This window comes from Pseudomonas sp. FG6 (assembly GCF_057809015.1).
Map to the genome: position 1 here is coordinate 115,302 of NZ_JBMDJD010000005.1, position 16,931 is coordinate 132,232.

The 16,931-nt window shown below is 54.5% G+C and carries 15 protein-coding genes and 1 pseudogene; 5 read left to right on the forward strand and 11 right to left on the reverse strand.

Annotation, left to right across the window (positions count from 1 at the left end; all coding sequences use genetic code 11):
• Nucleotides 1-59: 59 nt before the first annotated feature.
• From ACODSJ_RS05115 to ACODSJ_RS05135, 5 genes and pseudogenes are all read right to left on the reverse strand, one after another.
• A pseudogene (locus ACODSJ_RS05115) lies at nt 60-155 on the reverse strand (hypothetical protein); the annotation flags it as partial.
• 134 nt (nt 156-289) lie between these two features.
• The gene (pyk, locus tag ACODSJ_RS05120) at nt 290-1,726 is read right to left on the reverse strand and encodes a pyruvate kinase (RefSeq protein ID WP_489100694.1); all 1,437 of its coding nucleotides are present in this window, start codon (nt 1,724-1,726) and stop codon (nt 290-292) included.
• 140 nt (nt 1,727-1,866) lie between these two features.
• The gene (locus ACODSJ_RS05125; RefSeq protein WP_489100695.1) at nt 1,867-3,240 is read right to left on the reverse strand and encodes an MFS transporter; all 1,374 of its coding nucleotides are present in this window, start codon (nt 3,238-3,240) and stop codon (nt 1,867-1,869) included.
• 29 nt (nt 3,241-3,269) lie between these two features.
• Complete coding sequence (locus ACODSJ_RS05130) at nt 3,270-4,661, reverse strand: four-carbon acid sugar kinase family protein (RefSeq protein ID WP_489100696.1); 1,392 nt, start codon at nt 4,659-4,661, stop codon at nt 3,270-3,272.
• 3 nt (nt 4,662-4,664) lie between these two features.
• Nucleotides 4,665-5,942: a ribulose-bisphosphate carboxylase large subunit family protein gene (locus ACODSJ_RS05135; RefSeq protein WP_489100697.1), complete on the reverse strand. Its 1,278-nt coding sequence runs from the start codon at nt 5,940-5,942 to the stop codon at nt 4,665-4,667.
• 178 nt (nt 5,943-6,120) lie between these two features.
• Here ACODSJ_RS05135 and ACODSJ_RS05140 point away from each other — a divergent pair, with 178 nt between their 5' ends.
• Complete coding sequence (locus ACODSJ_RS05140) at nt 6,121-6,999, forward strand: LysR substrate-binding domain-containing protein (protein ID WP_489100698.1); 879 nt, start codon at nt 6,121-6,123, stop codon at nt 6,997-6,999.
• 35 nt (nt 7,000-7,034) lie between these two features.
• Here the strand turns inward: ACODSJ_RS05140 and ACODSJ_RS05145 are convergent, their stop codons facing one another.
• On the reverse strand, nt 7,035-7,802 hold the full coding sequence (locus ACODSJ_RS05145; protein ID WP_489100699.1) for an SDR family NAD(P)-dependent oxidoreductase: 768 nt from the start codon (nt 7,800-7,802) through the stop codon (nt 7,035-7,037).
• Between the two features lie 358 nt (nt 7,803-8,160).
• Here ACODSJ_RS05145 and ACODSJ_RS05150 point away from each other — a divergent pair, with 358 nt between their 5' ends.
• The gene (locus tag ACODSJ_RS05150) at nt 8,161-8,880 is read left to right on the forward strand and encodes a hypothetical protein (protein ID WP_489100700.1); all 720 of its coding nucleotides are present in this window, start codon (nt 8,161-8,163) and stop codon (nt 8,878-8,880) included.
• Nucleotides 8,881-9,018: 138 nt separating this feature from the next.
• Here the strand turns inward: ACODSJ_RS05150 and ACODSJ_RS05155 are convergent, their stop codons facing one another.
• The 3 genes from ACODSJ_RS05155 to norR all read right to left on the reverse strand — a co-directional run bounded on the left by ACODSJ_RS05155 (nt 9,019) and on the right by norR (nt 11,746).
• The gene (locus ACODSJ_RS05155; RefSeq protein WP_489100701.1) at nt 9,019-9,375 is read right to left on the reverse strand and encodes a hypothetical protein; all 357 of its coding nucleotides are present in this window, start codon (nt 9,373-9,375) and stop codon (nt 9,019-9,021) included.
• Between the two features lie 181 nt (nt 9,376-9,556).
• The gene (locus ACODSJ_RS05160) at nt 9,557-9,907 is read right to left on the reverse strand and encodes a hypothetical protein (protein ID WP_489100702.1); all 351 of its coding nucleotides are present in this window, start codon (nt 9,905-9,907) and stop codon (nt 9,557-9,559) included.
• Between the two features lie 315 nt (nt 9,908-10,222).
• Nucleotides 10,223-11,746, reverse strand: coding sequence for a nitric oxide reductase transcriptional regulator NorR (gene norR, locus ACODSJ_RS05165; protein ID WP_489100703.1), 1,524 nt, complete (start codon nt 11,744-11,746; stop codon nt 10,223-10,225).
• Between the two features lie 160 nt (nt 11,747-11,906).
• Between norR and norV the strand changes: the two genes are divergently transcribed.
• From norV to ACODSJ_RS05180, 3 genes are all read left to right on the forward strand, one after another.
• Nucleotides 11,907-13,388 (forward strand): anaerobic nitric oxide reductase flavorubredoxin, encoded by a 1,482-nt coding sequence (gene norV / locus ACODSJ_RS05170; protein ID WP_489100704.1) that lies wholly within the window; start codon nt 11,907-11,909, stop codon nt 13,386-13,388.
• A complete protein-coding gene (norW, locus tag ACODSJ_RS05175) occupies nt 13,385-14,518 on the forward strand; it encodes an NADH:flavorubredoxin reductase NorW (RefSeq protein WP_489100705.1) in 1,134 nt (377 codons plus the stop codon). The genes norV and norW overlap by 4 nt, the downstream gene beginning before the upstream one ends.
• A gap of 196 nt (nt 14,519-14,714) precedes the next feature.
• On the forward strand, nt 14,715-15,260 hold the full coding sequence (locus ACODSJ_RS05180) for a hypothetical protein (protein ID WP_489100706.1): 546 nt from the start codon (nt 14,715-14,717) through the stop codon (nt 15,258-15,260).
• A gap of 56 nt (nt 15,261-15,316) precedes the next feature.
• Here the strand turns inward: ACODSJ_RS05180 and ACODSJ_RS05185 are convergent, their stop codons facing one another.
• Together ACODSJ_RS05185 and ACODSJ_RS05190 are read right to left on the reverse strand one after the other, a co-directional pair.
• Entirely contained in the window at nt 15,317-15,952 is a 636-nt protein-coding gene (locus ACODSJ_RS05185) for a hypothetical protein (RefSeq protein ID WP_489100707.1), read from the reverse strand.
• 146 nt (nt 15,953-16,098) lie between these two features.
• On the reverse strand, nt 16,099-16,908 hold the full coding sequence (locus ACODSJ_RS05190; RefSeq protein ID WP_489100708.1) for a hypothetical protein: 810 nt from the start codon (nt 16,906-16,908) through the stop codon (nt 16,099-16,101).
• Nucleotides 16,909-16,931: the final 23 nt, after the last annotated feature.

Consider the following 16,931-nt stretch of genomic DNA (forward strand, 5'->3'; position numbering starts at 1 on the left):
TAAAATACGCGGACACCATCGCCCTTAAAGCTGGAGTTCGGAAGGTGAGTTCGCCGGACGCTTACGGCACGCATTACTCCTTTTCCCTTGTAGCGCCATGAGCCATCACGCAGTTCAAGGGCTTCTCGGGAGCCAGTGGAAGCGAAGGCGGCTGCACCCCGGAGTTGACACCCAGGTAAGTACCCGTAGCGTGGCGCCGCCTTATATATCCTACAAGGAGTAGAGACAGGAATTTTAGAACATCAAAACTGATGACTCTGCCTCTAGTGCTCTTTCAATATACTGAGAGTTAAACTTGAAGAAGTTTCATGCCGTTTGTACCGCCCACCACATTATAACTGTCACCTTTAGTGAGAATGATCCAATCGCCAGGCTGTACCAAGTCACGTTTCAGCAATTCGCCAATGGCTGCTTCGCTTACCATTTCAGAGGGCAATGAGGCAGGATCAAACGCTATTGGATAAACGCCACGGAACAGGGAGGAGCGAGCCTGGGTAGCGCGATGGGGTGAGAGCGCATAGATCGGCACATGAGAACGTAGCCGAGACATTATCAAGGGTGTGAAGCCACTCTCGGTGAGCGAAATAATTGCCTTAACACCTGGAAAGTGGTTCGCCGTGTAGAGCGCGGCCAAGGCTATACTTTCGTCACAACGCCCGAAGGTTGTATGCAGTCGATGACTGGATTTTATATTAGTTGGATGCTTTTCAGCCCCGACGCAAATACGAGACATGGCACGCACTGCCTCGATGGGGTATGCCCCAGCAGCACTTTCAGCGGACAGCATTACGGCGTCAGTGTTGTCCAGCACCGCATTGGCCACGTCTGACACTTCAGCGCGGGTAGGCATCGGACTGGAGATCATCGACTCCATCATCTGGGTCGCGACGATCACAGCTTTGTTGTTGCGCCGGGCATGCAAAATAATCTTCTTTTGGATAGCGATAAGCTCTGCATCTCCAATCTCCACCCCAAGATCTCCCCGAGCGACCATTACCGCATCACTGGCTGCGATCAGCCCATCAAGCGTCTGATCATTGGCAACAGCCTCGGCTCGCTCGATTTTTGACACCAGCCAGGCTGTCCCCCCTGACTCATCACGCAGCTTGCGGGCGTACTCCATGTCCTTGGCGTCCCGCGGGAATGAAACGGCCAAGTAGTCGAGATCCATTTCCGCAGCCAGCTTGATATCAGCTTTGTCTTTTTCGGTAAGGGCAGGCGCAGTAAGCCCGCCCCCCTTGCGGTTGATACCCTTGTGATCGGACAGAGGCCCGCCCACAGTGACGATGCAATTCAAGGCCTCGGGCGTAGTCGACTCAACACGCATAACCACTCGCCCATCATCAAGCAGGAGCTCGTCGCCCACGCCACAATCGTTCACCAGATCGGGGTAGTCGATTCCTACAACTCGCTCATTGCCCGAGGTAAGGGGATGGCTCGTGGAGAACGAGAAAGTATCGCCAACCTTCAGCTCGATCCGTTTGTTAGTGAATTTCGCAATCCGAATTTTAGGGCCCTGCAAATCACCCAACAAAGCCACATGCCTACCGTGTTTGGCAGCAATCTCACGAATCAAGCGAGCTCGAGCAATATGTTCACTTGGAGTGCCATGAGAAAAATTCAAACGCGCCACATCTAATCCGGCCAAGATCAGTTCTTCAATCACTTGCGGCGAGTTACTAGCTGGGCCTAGAGTTGCAACAATCTTTGTTCTACGGAGAGTCATGCCGATACCTTCCAGGGACGAGGATGCCCTCATCTCTCTGAGTAAGTTCGAAAATTTATTGCTGGCTGAGTACCTAGCAATTCAGGATGGGATTGATAGCCGAGACTGCGTACCCCAAAGAAAGTACGCAAATGCCTGAGTCACTCTTCGACGATGTCCACGTCTTTTGTCTCAGCAGATAGGTATACGCAGAGTCCAGAAAACGCCGCGAGAACTATCGTGAGCATGGAGATCGCATAAGGCGTACCGTAATGGCTCAGGAGGAACGCCCCTACAATCGGAGCAGTACCACCACCCACGATTCCACCAACGTTAGTAGACATCGCGAAACCCGTGAAGCGAGCGCTAGGCCCGAAAGCTTCGCCAGTAAACGAAGGCACTGCACCGTATACCAAACCATATCCGGTCATGAACATGCATGACCCAGTGACCATTGGCCAGAACTCGCCGGTTGAAAAGAGGTGCCAGAAAGGAAAAGCTGCGAGCGCGGTCACGATAAAACCAATCAGCATCATGGTACGGCGGCCAATACGATCTGCCAGCGCGCCTGCAAAAGGTACGACCACCAAGTGAGTACAAATTGCAACCATTGCGACTGACAGCACGAAAGCATTGGACAGGCCTAACTCTCGCTGGCCATAGCTCAGTGCAAATACAGTGAAGAGGTAGAAAGTCGAGAAGTGGCAGATATTAGCACCGGCAACCAACAACAGTTGCTTAGGATAGCGAGTGAACAAGCGAAGCGCTGGAGATTGCGACTCGCCAGGCGTGGCAGCCCTCTTCTCGGCAGTCTTTTCAAACACAGGAGACTCGGGAACTTTGGAGCGGACAAACACCCCTACTATCAGCAACGCAAGGCTGGCGATGAAAGGAATACGCCACCCCCAAGCGGTGAAATCTTCTTTGGAAAGCAAGGTACTGACGATCAAAAGCATGCCAGCGGATGCAATGAAGCCAAAGACTGGGCCAATGTTATTGATCGCCGCATAGAAGCCCCTCCTTCTTCTTGGAGCATGTTCCAAGAGCATCAGCACAGCGCCACTGTACTCGCCTGCAAAAGCAAAGCCCTGGATGAAGCGGAGCACGCAGAGCATGATAGGTGCCCAAATGCCAATGCTGGCATGGGTAGGTAAAAGACCAATACCTACAGTGCTCAAACCCATAATGATGAGAGTGAGATACAGCAACTTTTTACGGCCAATCCTGTCCCCGAAATGACCAAGGACAAGCGACCCTAACGGACGTGCGACGAAAGAAATTGCGAATGACGCAAGAGAAGCCAGCCGGGAAACTGTTTCGTCAGTACCTGAGAAAAACAGAGGTCCAAAAATAAGGGCAGCGGCAGTGCCATAGAGGTAGAGGTCGTAGGTCTCTAATGCTGTTCCGAACAGGCTTCCGGCTACAACATTTTTCATGGATTTTTTCTCGCCTTCATCGATGTGATCAAGTTCACTTTCGATAGGGCTCGATATAGAGGTATGCATGGTTTCACCTTTTTTATTGTAGATATGCAAGTATTTTCTTGCTGAAAAGCCCTCAGAGCTTATTCAACACCTCTGAGTGCTTTGACGAAATAATCTCGATCTCCCATCTGCCCACCTTTGAGCGCAATTTCCACATCTTTCAGGTACGGCTCGTGGGAGTGCATTTGGCACAAAGGAGCGCCAGGAGAAATATCAGATTTGATAACCAAGGCATCGGGCGCGAGCACTTTGGTTACTTGGCTCGATGTGTCCCCACCCGAGACCACCAATCTTTTCAACGGGAATGCCTTAAGGATTTCAAGTGCAACTTGGCCTACTTCCATCGCTAGCTGCTTCCCTCCCTGAATCCGCGCTTCATCCCGAGGCAAGCCTTTTTGCAGCATTGCCTTGATCATCTGCTCAATCCGAGAGTCGCCAGGGCCTTTGGCAGTGTGAATCAGCACCGACCGACCCTCTTCAAGGTGAGATACTGCGGCCATGACCACATCTCGTATCGCGGCGCTTTTTCGGGACTCAGTAATCAATGCGGCAGCATCGACTTCAAGCTCCACAAAACCGTAATCAATTGCCGTTTCAATCTGGGACTGACTCAACGGCGAAGCACTGCCTGAGATCACCAATACCTGGTCCGTAGATTTCAGAGGTGCGGCCAGCGACGCTCGTGCCGGAAACACCCCAGCGGTACGCCAATATTGTGTGAGGCCATACTCCACGCCGGATGAACCGACGACAAATACGGGAGCCGCCACTGAGGAAAGCTCTGTCAACACTTGGCCAGCGGTGGTCATATGAGATTCATCGGAACCATCAAACAACACTGCATCGTGCTGCAGTGACATCTCGTCGACTAATCGGCTGAGCTCTGTACTATTTTCGAGTTGACGGATATCAATCTTGCCAATCGACAAGTTTTTTTGCTTGCCGATATGGATACTCAAGTCCGCTTCATGCATCGGGGTGATTGGGTGGGCACTCATGATAGGGTGCCGGTCAATCCTGTGAACCTTGTGATCCGTCTTGGACAAGGCATAGAGGTTGCCGAATACGCAGTAGCGGCCCAGTGCAGGGTTGCCCGCGATGATCGGAACGCCTTTGACATCATAGATGCGGGATGCCAATTCAATAACGTGGCCGATGCTGCCCACGGAGTCGGCGCTGTCAAAAGTAGAGCACACCTTGTAGTGAATCAGCGCTGGCGACAGACGCTTGATGCTCTCAAAAATCTCGGGCAGCACCGCATCCATTTCTGCATTGGACAAAGCACGGCTGTCACCGGCGATGCCGATGGCGTCAAACCCGCCGAGTTCTGCCAGGAGCTCCGGGGTCGGCGGAGCGAGGAACAGGGCACATTTGAGTCCAGCAGCCGTCAGAACCTCTAGAGCATCAGTCGAGCCAGTGAAGTCATCGCCATAAAAGACCAACGGGGGTTTGGGAACTTGGGGGGAGCTCATGACTTATTTGCCTCCAAACTTCTGGAGGGCAGCTGACAGCGCTGGCCTACCCTCTGCATAACGCTCCAGAGGCACTCGCTGTACAGCGGCCTCCCAACCTTCACGCATGCTTTGAACGCCTGCTTCGATACCCATCGGATGACCAATAATGCCGCCGCCAGCGAGGTGCATCAGGTCAACAGATTGAAGCCTGTTGAAAAGCTCAGGTGCCTGGGCCGCCCACTGACCGGAGGAAAACACAGGCATTAGTGGACGCATGCCGGCAAATGGAGCAAGGCAGCTCTTGGCAGAAGAGATTACGGAATCGTCCGCCTCATAGAACTTGCCCTGAATTCCATTAACGTGCAGATGATCGATCCCGGCCAACCGCCAGATCTTCTGATACACCTCGAAAGAGAACCCTAGCTGGGGATAACGGGTCAGAGCTCCCCAGCCATTACGATGACCGTGAATTGGCAACTGGGCATGCTTTCGAATGTGCTCAACCGCCGAATGCCCAACCCAATTCAGGCAAAGCATCACGCAGGTACCACCCGCCTCAAGCACTGCATCTTGGCGACGCATCATCTCGTCGACGCTGCCTGAGATGTTGATTGCATACATGGGCATGCGTCCGAGGCGATCTGCATGCTTGTGAAGCACAGGCATCACTGCACTGAGACGAGCATCAAAAGAAGCGTAGGCAGGATCGATGAGCAGTTCATCATCCTTGATGAAGTCAATACCTGCGGCGCAGAGTTCATCGACCACAGAAGCAGTCTGCTCTGGCGTAAGGCCGATACTCGGCTTGACGATGGTTCCTATGATCGGTCGGTCATCAACACCGGCTAACGCCCTGGTGCCTTCGATTCCGAATTGAGGGCCGATGAATCCGGATGCGAACCGTTCGGGAAGCTCCAGATCTAGCACCCTCAGCCCGCTGACCTCGCCAATCTCAAAGAGATTGCCAGCAATTGTGGTCAGCAACGCAGGGATGTTCGCTCCGATATTGGCTGTGGGGAACGCGATAGTGACCTCACCTCGATGGTAGGTCTGAGAGGGGTTGTGGCGGGCCAGGTAGTCACTTTGCAGAGAAGGGCTCGAAACGGATGGCAGCGGCTCGATAGCTACTACACGAGCACGAGAGCGTTCTTTAAGCTCCGCCGATTCGCCAGGAAGGGAGAGGAAGGTACCACTGGATTGCTCCCCTGCTATTACCTCGCTAACCCGTTCAATCGGATAGCTGCTCTCTACAAAAAATCGGGCAGCAAACTCCTCTCGCCCGGCCTTATGATCGACCATGATGGGTGCCTCAAATCTATTTGTTATTGTAAATCTGCCCGTAATACCCAAGGCGGTTTCAAATCAATATACATTGACCCTGCGTCAATCCAACCGATATGATTTCCGTCGAGCGTGAGAAAAACTCACATTAGAATAGTAACCAGGACCGAGACTTCGGTCTTACGGAGATGCATAGATGACGTCGCCAGTCAGGCCTTCGCTCAATGCTCTACGAGCGTTTGAAATGATCGCCCGCAAAGGGTCGTTCAGCGATGCAGCGGATGCCCTGTGCGTGACTCACGGAGCTATCAGCCGTCATGTCCGAAGCCTGGAAGATTCGTTAGGCGTAATTCTGCTCACCCGAAATGCGCATGGCACCAAACTGACCCCCGAGGGATCACGCCTCGCCTCGGGCCTGGCCAGGGCTTTTGCCTTGATACAAGAGAGCATTGATGAGGTTCGCCCTCGCCCGCTGGAGCTCTCCTGCTCGGCCTCGATCATGATGCATTGGCTGCTACCTCGACTCGCGAAGCTACATAGCAGCTTTCCCACCATGGAATTAGGCTTGAAAACGGGTCACGGCCCTATTGATTTCGCACATGAAGGCGTCAGCGTAGCGATACGCCTCGACAGCATCGAACTACCTCCAGGGATCGAGCCAATACCTTTAACCAGCGAATGGATAGGTGCGATTTGTTCGCCTGCTTATCTGGTTGCGTCCGGCGTCACGGAGGTGAGCGACTTAACCAAAGAGCGCTTGCTAACCACGAAAACGCGCCCCCACGCATGGAAGGACTGGTACTCGACTATTGAGGAAGAACCTGGTGAGCTGCTTGAGATGGAGTATTTCGAGCACTTTTACTTACTGATCCAGGCAGCCAAGCTTGGCTTGGGCTTCGCCTGTGTGCCGCGCATGCTAGTGGAAGCAGAGCTTGAGAGTGGTGCCTTGGTGGCTCCATTTGGCTTTGTGCAAGGGGCAGCCAAATTGGTTCTGTGGGTTTCACCCAATGCAAGGCTACGCCCCGATACAGCAGATTTGGAAAAGTGGATAAAAAACGAGATGGCGCAAAGCTAGACAAGCGCCCGCTTGGGCGCTTGTGATATTGCCGATTACAGGTCGCCTGCGCCCCAGGCCAGGAACCCGCCATCCACAGGCAGAACAACACCATTTACGTAGGCGGCAACGTCAGATGCGAGATAGCTGACTGCGCCGGCAATTTCTTGAGTCGTTCCGTAGCGCTTGGCCGGAATAGCATTGCTATAGGCCTGACGGAAGCTATCGCTGTGCAATTCCTTGGTCATCGGGGTGTCGACCGGGCCCGGTGCGATGGCGTTAGCAGTGATACCATACTCGCTGAGCTCCACAGCCATCTGCCGGGTCAGCGCAATGACTGCACCTTTAGAGGTACCGTAAGCGGTTCGACCCTTGCCCACGGCACGCAGCCCAGCGACCGACGCAATATTGATGATCCTGCCGAACCCATTTTTTCGCATGATTTGAGCGGCGAGCTGGCAGCACATGAACGTGCCAGTGACGTTGATGTGCATGGTCTTGTTGAAAACGTCGAGATCAAACTCCAGGAACGGCATGGTCTTGGCGATACCTGCGGAATTCACCAGCACATCGCATCTGCCGAACTCGGTCTCGATCCAAGAAAATGTATCCGTTACAGACTCCACCGAGGCTACATCTACCTGGCACGCGTCAGCCGTGTACCCCTCCTCTCGAAGCTGTCGCGAAAATCGCTCAGCCGCATCGACGTTGATGTCACAAATGACGACATGATGCCCGTCCTTTGCCAGTGAAACGGCAGCTTCAGCACCGATACCCATCGCACCGCCTGTAACCACGGCGATTTTCTTGTCTGCGTACTTCATCGAAACCCTCTCTTGTTATGATCGCCAAAGCCTTATCGGATCGCTGAAGGCTAGAGCTGCCAGGGTCTTTGCGCAATGGATAAAAACTCGTGCCCAGCATAGGAAAACTCACACAAGCCATCACGAGTAACGGAGTCTGAGTCGCGCCGGATTCTCTAGACACCTTGCAAGCTCATTGCGTCTCGATGTAACCAAATACATCGCTACAAGCATCTTGCCGCGTTGTGCAGATTTCGAGAGCATGGAGTCATCTGTCCCCCACCTCAAGCCATTCGTAAGCATCAACAGCCAGAAGCCAAATCCTCAGTTTTGGCTAGACTCTCTTCGACATGGATATCTGGCGCTTGGAGGGAACGCTATGTGTGATGACGGCAGCACCCATAAACACTCACGAATTGTGATATCTCCCTTTTCCCAGCAGTCCAAACAATGGATCAACACGAGGGAGAACTGGCGTAAAGCCAGGCGCTCAAAAATTGAAGCCAATGCAGAAAGGACCGACCTGGCCGACTATGAATTCTTCACCTTCGACGGGCCTTCGAAAAAGAGGCTCAAAGAGCGTCTGCACAGTTGCATCGGGCCTGATGAGGTCATCTACATCCTGGGACATTGCGCACCAGGAAGCATCAACTTGTCTAAAGAGGTCTCTGCTGACAGCGAATCCATCACTGCCTTTGCGCTAGCTAAAATCTTAAAAGATGACGTCCTGCTAAATAAAAGCTTTGCCGGAAAAATAAAAATTTATGGCTGCAACTCTGCGCTGCCAAACGGCCAGGAAAAATCTTTCGCTCATTCATTTGCCTGCATCATGAAGCTCTATCTGTATCATAACTGCGAGATACATGGGTACGCGGAAACACTCGTGGATGGCTATGTAGGCGCGCATAAAATTGCCACCAGCGATGACGCATTGCTTAAAGCGCTGAACATAATGATTCAAAAAGATATAGCTTTCGGCTCAGGAATAGATTCCAAGTACAACGAGGACCACGCTTTGCGCCCTAGTAAATTCCGGCAAAAAATGGAAATTTCCCAAGAGATGTTGAGCGAGTTCTACAACGGACTAAAATCAAAATAATAGCGGTCGCATTATGCTTAATGCGACTACAGCAAGACGACAGAGACTCATGATGACTGCCACCTGTTGTCCCCAATGATCAACGTCCGGTACCGGACTGGACTAAACCTGCCGTTACTGACCGAAGAACATATTCACTCATGTTCCGGATAGTTTTCGAAATCTCACCGCGCGGTCGACGCTGTTAACCATCTGGGAAGCCGCATGAATTGTCAAAGGGTGCTGGGTAAAACCCGGTCTTGGCGTAATGTACCCAGCCATTTCGCGTGCGACAGTAAGCTGTTGGTCTGTGCCTTGCGCGAGCAAAGCGATAACCAGATTTTCCAGAGCAATCACACGAACACGAAGATGAACCAATTCAGCATTCGACAATTCAGGAATCTCATTAGCTTCCTGAGTCTGGAACGCTTTGGCTGCGTCTTCAGTTTCCCATTTCGAAAGCATAAGCTGGAATTGTTCTGTAATCACCGGCGAATCGGTTTTGTGATTAGGCATAGAGGATTTACCAAAGAGAGGTGAAGGGTGAAACATCAAACCATGATCAGCTGCCAGCAACCAGCAATCAACCACCCTCCTCTTACACAACCTGACAGCCCTTCCCTTGTTCCGCAGCGACAATCAATCGCAACACCTGGAGAGCTCCGACTCCTCCTCGGCTCCCCAGGCTTTATGCCTATTATTCCTCCGATGCAACCAGTCGAGGACCTTTGCGCGTGACCTGTTGCCCGACCGCAAAACGCGCATTGGGCGAACGCACCGTACTCATCTCGCCTTGGGCGTCTTTCACCTCGTAGGCGGTTTCAGTTTTGCCGATGCCTGTCTGCACTGCACTGCCCGCGAAAAAACCGCCTGCTGCGCCGATGATTGCGCCAATCGGGCCGCCTGCTGCGCCCGCCATCATTCCGGTCAAGGCGCCGAAACCCTTGCCAGCGGTTGTGTCAGGGACTTCACGGACGACCTGGTCTGCCTGGCATAACGGAGCCAGCAGTACACACAAGGTAAAACTGAGCGCGATTGAACGAGTCATAACATTGCCCCTTTGGATTGGCGTTAGGTTCTCTACCTAATACACAAACCGGGCCAATATTTTTATCGTTAAATATCAGTAAGTTAGAGATATAAGTGGTCATTATGACTTAACCCGGAATAGGTCATAGTGACCGACAAATAGTCAATATGACCTAGGCTCTGTACGAAAAGGCTTGATACTCGTTCATGCTGCGTTGAAAACAGCCTCGGAATGCTCATGTACTCCAGTACACTCCGCTTCCTCGGCTGTTTTCGCCTTGCCTGACCTTCGTCTCAAGACTTTTCGTACAGACCCTAGCGACGGCCGTGAGCGCTATTTCAGACCCAACCGCTTCGCCAATCGGTGCAGGTTGGCCACGTCCATATCCAGCATTCGCGCACAAGCTGACCAGTTCTCGGCGCAGTTTTTCAGTGTGCTTTCAATCAGCTGACGTTGGAAATCGTCCGTCGCATCCCGCAGCCCCTGGTCAACGCCGAGGGTGGGAACATCCAGTGCAACAGGCGGCATATCCACCTGCTCGGGCAGTTGATTGAAATGCTGCGCTTCGAGCAGCAACTCGTTACTTTGCTGAGTCGCACGCGCAATGATGGTCGCTCGATAGACCGCATGCTCCAGTTCGCGAACGTTTCCTGGCCAGGTGTATTTTCTAAGCAACGACAGGCTGCTGGCAGCCAACGCCACCCTCTTCAACCCCATGCGTTCCCTGCTCTGCTCGCAGAAAAATCCCGCCAGCAATGTGATGTCCTGCTCACGCTGCCGCAGAGGGGGCACGTGCACAGGGAATACGCTTAGACGGTGGAACAGGTCGGCGCGGAACCGATTGTTCAACACCTCCTGTTTCAGATCACGGTTGGTGGCGGCAAGCACTCGAACGTTGACCCGCAGGACGTTATCGTCACCGACCCTTTGCAGGTCGCCGTATTGCAGTACACGCAACAGTTTCGCTTGCAGATTCAGTGACAGCTCACCGATTTCGTCGAGAAACAGTGTGCCGTTATCCGCCATTTCGAACTTGCCGGTGCGATGATGGATAGCGCCGGTAAACGCCCCTTTCACATGGCCGAACAACTCACTCTCGGCCACTGACTCCGGCAGCGCAGCGCAGTTCAGATAGACCAGGGCCTGGCCGGCGCGCGATGAACCTTCATGGATAGCCTTGGCGACCAGTTCCTTGCCGACGCCGGTTTCACCGGTGATCAAAACGTTCAGGTGCGAACCCGCCACCATCTCAATCTCTTTTTTCAGCTGCTGCATGACTTCGCTGAGTCCGACCATTTCGGTGCGGGGCTTGCTCACCGGGGTACGACTGATCGAGACAGGCGTAATGGCCTGACTCTCCAGCTGCTCCACCAGCAACGCATTGGTCAATGCTGCAGACGCGAGGGCTCCCACCAGTCGCAGTTCTTCGTCGCTGAAGTGATCGAACTGTAGCGGGTCCATGCCGTCGATCGTCAGCGCTCCGATCAGCGCCTGGTCCGCGAACAACGGCAAGCCAATGCAGGCGTGCACTTTGAGATCCTGCCGGCTAGGGATCAGTCCGTCATAGGGATCGGGCAAATGACTCTCGGCTGGAAAGCGCACCACGTCCCCGGCGCGGGCGATGGCTTCGAGTCGCGGATGTGCGTCGAGGCTGAAGCGGCGCCCCAGAACATCCGGTGCCAAGCCGTCAATCGCCAGCGGACGGAACTGTCGCTGTTCGTAGCGCAACAAGGCGGAGGCGTCGCAACCCAACAGCTGGCGCAAGGTATTGATCAGGCGTTGAAAACGGTCCTGATGGGAGTTGCCGCTTTGCAGCTGGATAGCAATGCGCGTAAGGGATTCAACGGAAAGACTCATCGCTATGTCACTTTGACCATAAATTAGTCATACAGACAGTAATCGCGCTTTGTCAAAAAGACAATCGATGTTTATTTTATCAGCAAAAACAATGACTTATGACATGGCACGAAGGTTGCCATCTTCCGTGTAGAACTTCATTTCGACACCGAGGTAGGACATGTCAATTCACGTCAAAAACAACATTCATTGGGTCGGCCAGCGCGATTGGGAAGTGCGAGACTTCCACGGCACAGAATACAAATGCCACAGAGGTAGCAGCTACAACAGCTACCTGATCCGTGAAGAAAAGACCGTATTGATTGATACCGTCGATCACAGGTTTAGCCGGGAGTTCGTAAAGAACCTGGCGATGGAAATAGACCTGAACACGCTGGACTGTATCGTCATCAACCATGCCGAAGAGGACCACGCCGGGGCGCTGACGGAGTTGATGTCGCTGATACCCAACACGCCCATCTATTGCACCGCCAATGGCGTGGACTCGATCAACGGCCACCACCATCATCCAGAGTGGAATTTCAACGTCGTACATACCGGCGACACCCTCGATGTCGGCAATGGCAAACAGTTGGTTTTCGTGGAAACGCCCATGCTGCATTGGCCGGACAGCATGATGACGTACATGACCGGCGATGCCGTACTGTTTAGTAACGACGCCTTTGGCCAGCATTACTGCGACGAACATCTGTTTAACGACGAAGTGGACCAGAACGAACTGTTCGAACAGTGCCAACGCTACTACGCCAACATTCTCACGCCGTTCAGTCGTCTGGTCACTCCGAAGATCACCGAGATCCTCGGCTTCAATCTGCCGGTCGACATGATCGCCACCGCCCATGGCGTGGTGTGGCGTGATAATCCGACGCAGATTGTGCACCGCTATCTGGAATGGGCGGCGGACTACCAGGAGGACCGCATCACATTGTTCTACGACACCATGTCGAACAACACTCGCATGATGGCCGATGCCATCGCACAAGGCATTCACGAAGTCGACCCGGGTGTAGCGGTGAAGATCTTCAACGTGTCGCGTCACGATAAGAATGAGATTCTGACCAACGTCTTCCGCTCAAAAGGTGTCCTGGTGGGTTCGTCCACCATGAACAACGTCATGATGCCGAAAGTCGCCGCCCTCCTGGAGGAAATAACCGGGCTGCGTTTCCGCAATAAAAAAGCCTCGGCGTTTGGCAGCTACGGCTGGAACGGTGGTGCGGTAGACCGCATCCAGACGCGCCTGATGGACGCGGGTTTTGAAACCACGCTGTCGCTCAAAGCCAAGTGGCGCCCGGACGGTGACTCGCTTGAGGTTTGCCGGGCCCATGGACGCGAAATCGCCCGGCAATGGGCGCTGCAACCAGCGTCTCTCGCACCGGCCGCACCCGTCGCGCGACCTGCCGCCCCCGCACCTGCGGCCCCCGTATCTGTCGCCGCGGCACCTGCCCAGGCAGAACCCATCGCGGACAATGGCGCGCGCATGCAGTGCAGTGTCTGCCAATGGGTTTACGATCCGGCGATCGGCGAGCCGATGCAGGATGTGCAGCCGGGTACGCCCTGGAGCGAGGTGCCGGATTACTTCCTGTGCCCTGAGTGCTCAATGGGTAAATCGGTGTTCGATGAGATGGCTTCGGAGGCGAAATGAGCAACGAAATTGTCATTGTGGGCTCCGGCTTCGCAGCGCGTCAGGTGGTCAAGAACTTGCGCAAGCTTGATGCAGCGGTACCCATTCGGTTGATCGCCGCAGACAGCTGCGATGAGTACAACAAGCCCGACCTGAGCCACGTTATCAGCCTCAATCAGAGCGCGGACGACATGACTCGCCAGTCTGCGGCGGACTTTGCCGAGATGTATCGGTTGACCCTGAATGCGGGGTGCCAGCTGACTGCGATCGACCGGAAAAACAAGTGCATCAACACGGATGACCAAACATTCAGCTACGACAAACTGATTCTTGCCACGGGGGCGCAAGCCATCGTTCCACCGATTCCCGGGCAAGAGTGGATGGTGACGCTGAACAGTCAGCAAGAATACCGTGATGCACAACAGGCCCTGAGGGACGCACGACGCGTGCTGATCCTGGGGGCCGGCTTGATTGGCAGCGAACTGGCCATGGACATGAACCGGGCCGCAAAGCAGGTGGTGTTGATGGATAAGTCCTGCAGCCTGCTGGCCTCGCTGCTGCCTGCGGAGGTAAGTAGCCGTCTACAGCACCGGTTATGCCAGATGGGTGTGGAAACGCTGTTTAACCAGTCTTTGGTGTCCATTGAAAAGAGAGACGATGGCCTGTTGGCGACTGTGTCCAATCAGCGGCAAATCTCCACCGACGTGATCATTGCCTCAATCGGGTTGAAACCCAATACGGCGATAGCAGCGCAGGCTGGATTGCAGGTGGATCGTGGGATTGAAGTGGACGAGCGCCTGTGCACCTCCGATCCGCACATATTTGCCATTGGCGATTGCGCGCAAATCCAGGGCAAGCTGCTGCCGTTTCTGCAACCCATCCTGTTAAGCGCCACGACCCTGGCGCGTAACGTGCTCGGTGGCGATGAGCAAGTGAAGTTCCCGGCGATGCTGGTCAGGGTCAAGACCCCTGAGATGCCACTGCACCTGGCCGGAGAAACCAGCCGCCAGGACTTGCAATGGCAGATCAACCTTGAGTCGCAGGGGCTGGTAGCCAGGGGGCTGGACATGGCGGGACAGCTACGGGCGTTCGTTGTGAGTGAAGACCATATGAAACAGGCCTTTGCATTGTTGCGGCAACTTGCGTTGTAAACCGAACTTGAAGAGTTCATCCGGACCGCCCCATCAAAAGGCCGGAGTTGTTTGATCGCGATGTGCAGATCGTGCAACCCGGCCCCTCCTCACCTCGACATCCGCAGTATCTGGCTGGAGTTTGGAGATTCTTCCTTGATGGCTTAACGCCATCCGTTGATAATCACGCCCCCAAACAAGCATCCAAGGATTCGATGTGAAAAAGCTCTACCTGGCCCTACCGTTCTGCGCCCTCCTCCTGCAAGGCTGCGGTGTGACAATGGCGCGCTATGAACCCAATTACCAGAATGTCCAGCAGCTCAAGCAACACGCGCCGATGCAGCCCGTGCGCGAAGCGCAGGTGAACGCTGATTCTGGCCAAGGCTCGTTGATGGTGCGCATGAATCCGATCTCTTCGCCTACCGGCAGCGTTCCGTTGCACATTCAGGCCGCGATCAACGATGAGCTCCGCCAGGCTGGCCTGCTCGATCCCCGGGCCGATAGGGAGTTGCAAGTTCAGTTGGTCAAGAACCAGCTCACCGCTGGCATGAGCGACGGCCACGGCGAGTTGGCGGCGCGATTCACGCTGCGCAAAGGTGATCAGGTGTTGTATGAGACCACCAAGGACGTGACGCGTGAGTGGGACAGCAGTTTCATCGGCGCGATTGCCATTCCGGCCGCCGCGAACAACTACAACCCGATGGTGCAAGACTTGCTCAAGACCCTGTACAACGATCCACAGTTTACCCAAGCCCTGAAGTGATCAAATAAAGTGATCAAAAAAAAGAGCCGCAATTGCGGCTCTTTTTCTATCGGCTATCAGCCCCGTGGAATGCGGGCATCGACAGCGGAATATTTCATGCGGTTGTTGTCGACCCAGTTCTTCAGCAGCGCATTGACCTGGCGGTTGAAGGTGTCATTGACAGCAGCCTTCGGCGTGTTGCCTGCCAGCGGCAGGAACCAGATGCCGATCCAGGTGTTGATCGCATCGTGATTGCTGGCCTTGCCCAACGACTGACCACGGTCGTCCAAGGTTTCCAGACTCAGGGTGTACTGGTCGGTTCCCAACGCTGGGATGATCGTGAAGGTGAGGCCGCTGATGAAGGCCAGGACCATTTGCCCGCCATTGGGCGCGTGGTTGTAGAGCTTCAACCGAAGACTGTAGTCGCCTGGTTGTTTTTCGAATTCGTCGAAGGTTACGCGACCAAAGAGACCGGATTCATTGAAGGCGCGCTTGAGCTCCGGCTTTAGCATGTCCCGGGCTTGCGGCATTTCGTTGGCCTTGGCGTTGTCGGGATCGCCCTGATAAAAGTCGAAGTCAACGTAGACGTTCGGCTTGTTCGAGTAATTGGCCATCGACGGCAGATTCACCGGTGCCACTTCGTCTTTGGTGAAACTGGCGCAGCCACTGAGGCTCAAGGCCAGGGCGAGGCCTAGGACTTTTCGCAATTGCATATCGACTTCCTTGCGTAATGAATAAGCGCCTCCCAGGGAGGGCGCGCGAATTCTAGCGGGATCCGCTCGGAATCAAAAGGCCATCATGTCATGCAAGCGGCCCCCCTGCCCTTGCCGCTGTTTGAAACCTACAACGAAGCGCGTTCCTAATCCGGAATGCGATGCCCGAAGAAATAACGCACACCATTCTTGAACCGGCTGGCCTGAGCGTCTTCGAGAAAGGTTTCCAGAAATGCTGACGCATGCATCGGTCTGAACACCCGGTCATGGTAGAAGCAAGAGCAGTCGATGCCCGTGGCACACTCGAAGCGCCGTCGCAGCTCGAAGGGGAAGTAAGGCTCACGCAGGCGCCTTAGAATCCGCTGAGCCAGGCCAACCACACTCAACGGCTCGCCGCCGTCCACACAGACTTGGTCTGTACCGAATCTACCTGCCAGTTCGGCGCATCGGTTCAGCACCGCGTGGCGATAGCTGTCGAGCGAGTCATAGTCCTGGTGATCGCAGAATTCGTATCCTGTCTCCAGGCATTCCGAGAGATGCACCGGCAGGATCTCGGCATCGCTGAGGGTCGCGACCCGTTCGAATGCCGCGAGAACGATGGGAATATCGGCCAGTTTTCCACGTCGCGTCAGCACTGCGCCCCAGGCCAGCGTCAGCTCAAGGCCCACTTCTTCGCAGGCCAGTCGTTTCGCGATGGTGTCGACAGTGGAAGCCGGTCCGGCATCGCCAAGCAGTTCTGCGCACAGGCGACGGTTTACCGGGTGGGTGTCGCCGCTGCCCAACTCTACGAGCCCTGGCATTTGGCTGAAATCGCCAAGCTTTGCCCGTCCCAGGGCTTGCAGCCATGCAAGGTAATCGTCCCTCTGGGGAGGCGTGGTCATTCCGTCAGGGTAGGCAAAATAGCCGCGCCCTTGCCAATCAACCATTTCGGGGTTGCCATAACGACTCCAGTCCATTGTCACTCCTCACAGTCGTCGCT

What these genes read in the sequence shown, in the direction of transcription:
- pyk (WP_489100694.1), bottom strand. Translation starts at nt 1,726, where the DNA reads ATGACTCTCCGTAGAACAAAGATTGTTGCAACTCTAGGCCCAGCTAGT.
- ACODSJ_RS05130 (WP_489100696.1), bottom strand. Translation starts at nt 4,661, where the DNA reads ATGAGCTCCCCCCAAGTTCCCAAACCCCCGTTGGTCTTTTATGGCGAT.
- ACODSJ_RS05135 (WP_489100697.1), bottom strand. Translation starts at nt 5,942, where the DNA reads ATGGTCGATCATAAGGCCGGGCGAGAGGAGTTTGCTGCCCGATTTTTT.
- ACODSJ_RS05140 (WP_489100698.1), top strand. Translation starts at nt 6,121, where the DNA reads ATGACGTCGCCAGTCAGGCCTTCGCTCAATGCTCTACGAGCGTTTGAA.
- ACODSJ_RS05145 (WP_489100699.1), bottom strand. Translation starts at nt 7,802, where the DNA reads ATGAAGTACGCAGACAAGAAAATCGCCGTGGTTACAGGCGGTGCGATG.
- ACODSJ_RS05150 (WP_489100700.1), top strand. Translation starts at nt 8,161, where the DNA reads ATGTGTGATGACGGCAGCACCCATAAACACTCACGAATTGTGATATCT.
- ACODSJ_RS05155 (WP_489100701.1), bottom strand. Translation starts at nt 9,375, where the DNA reads ATGCCTAATCACAAAACCGATTCGCCGGTGATTACAGAACAATTCCAG.
- ACODSJ_RS05160 (WP_489100702.1), bottom strand. Translation starts at nt 9,907, where the DNA reads ATGACTCGTTCAATCGCGCTCAGTTTTACCTTGTGTGTACTGCTGGCT.
- norR (WP_489100703.1), bottom strand. Translation starts at nt 11,746, where the DNA reads ATGAGTCTTTCCGTTGAATCCCTTACGCGCATTGCTATCCAGCTGCAA.
- norV (WP_489100704.1), top strand. Translation starts at nt 11,907, where the DNA reads ATGTCAATTCACGTCAAAAACAACATTCATTGGGTCGGCCAGCGCGAT.
- norW (WP_489100705.1), top strand. Translation starts at nt 13,385, where the DNA reads ATGAGCAACGAAATTGTCATTGTGGGCTCCGGCTTCGCAGCGCGTCAG.
- ACODSJ_RS05185 (WP_489100707.1), bottom strand. Translation starts at nt 15,952, where the DNA reads ATGCAATTGCGAAAAGTCCTAGGCCTCGCCCTGGCCTTGAGCCTCAGT.
- ACODSJ_RS05190 (WP_489100708.1), bottom strand. Translation starts at nt 16,908, where the DNA reads ATGGACTGGAGTCGTTATGGCAACCCCGAAATGGTTGATTGGCAAGGG.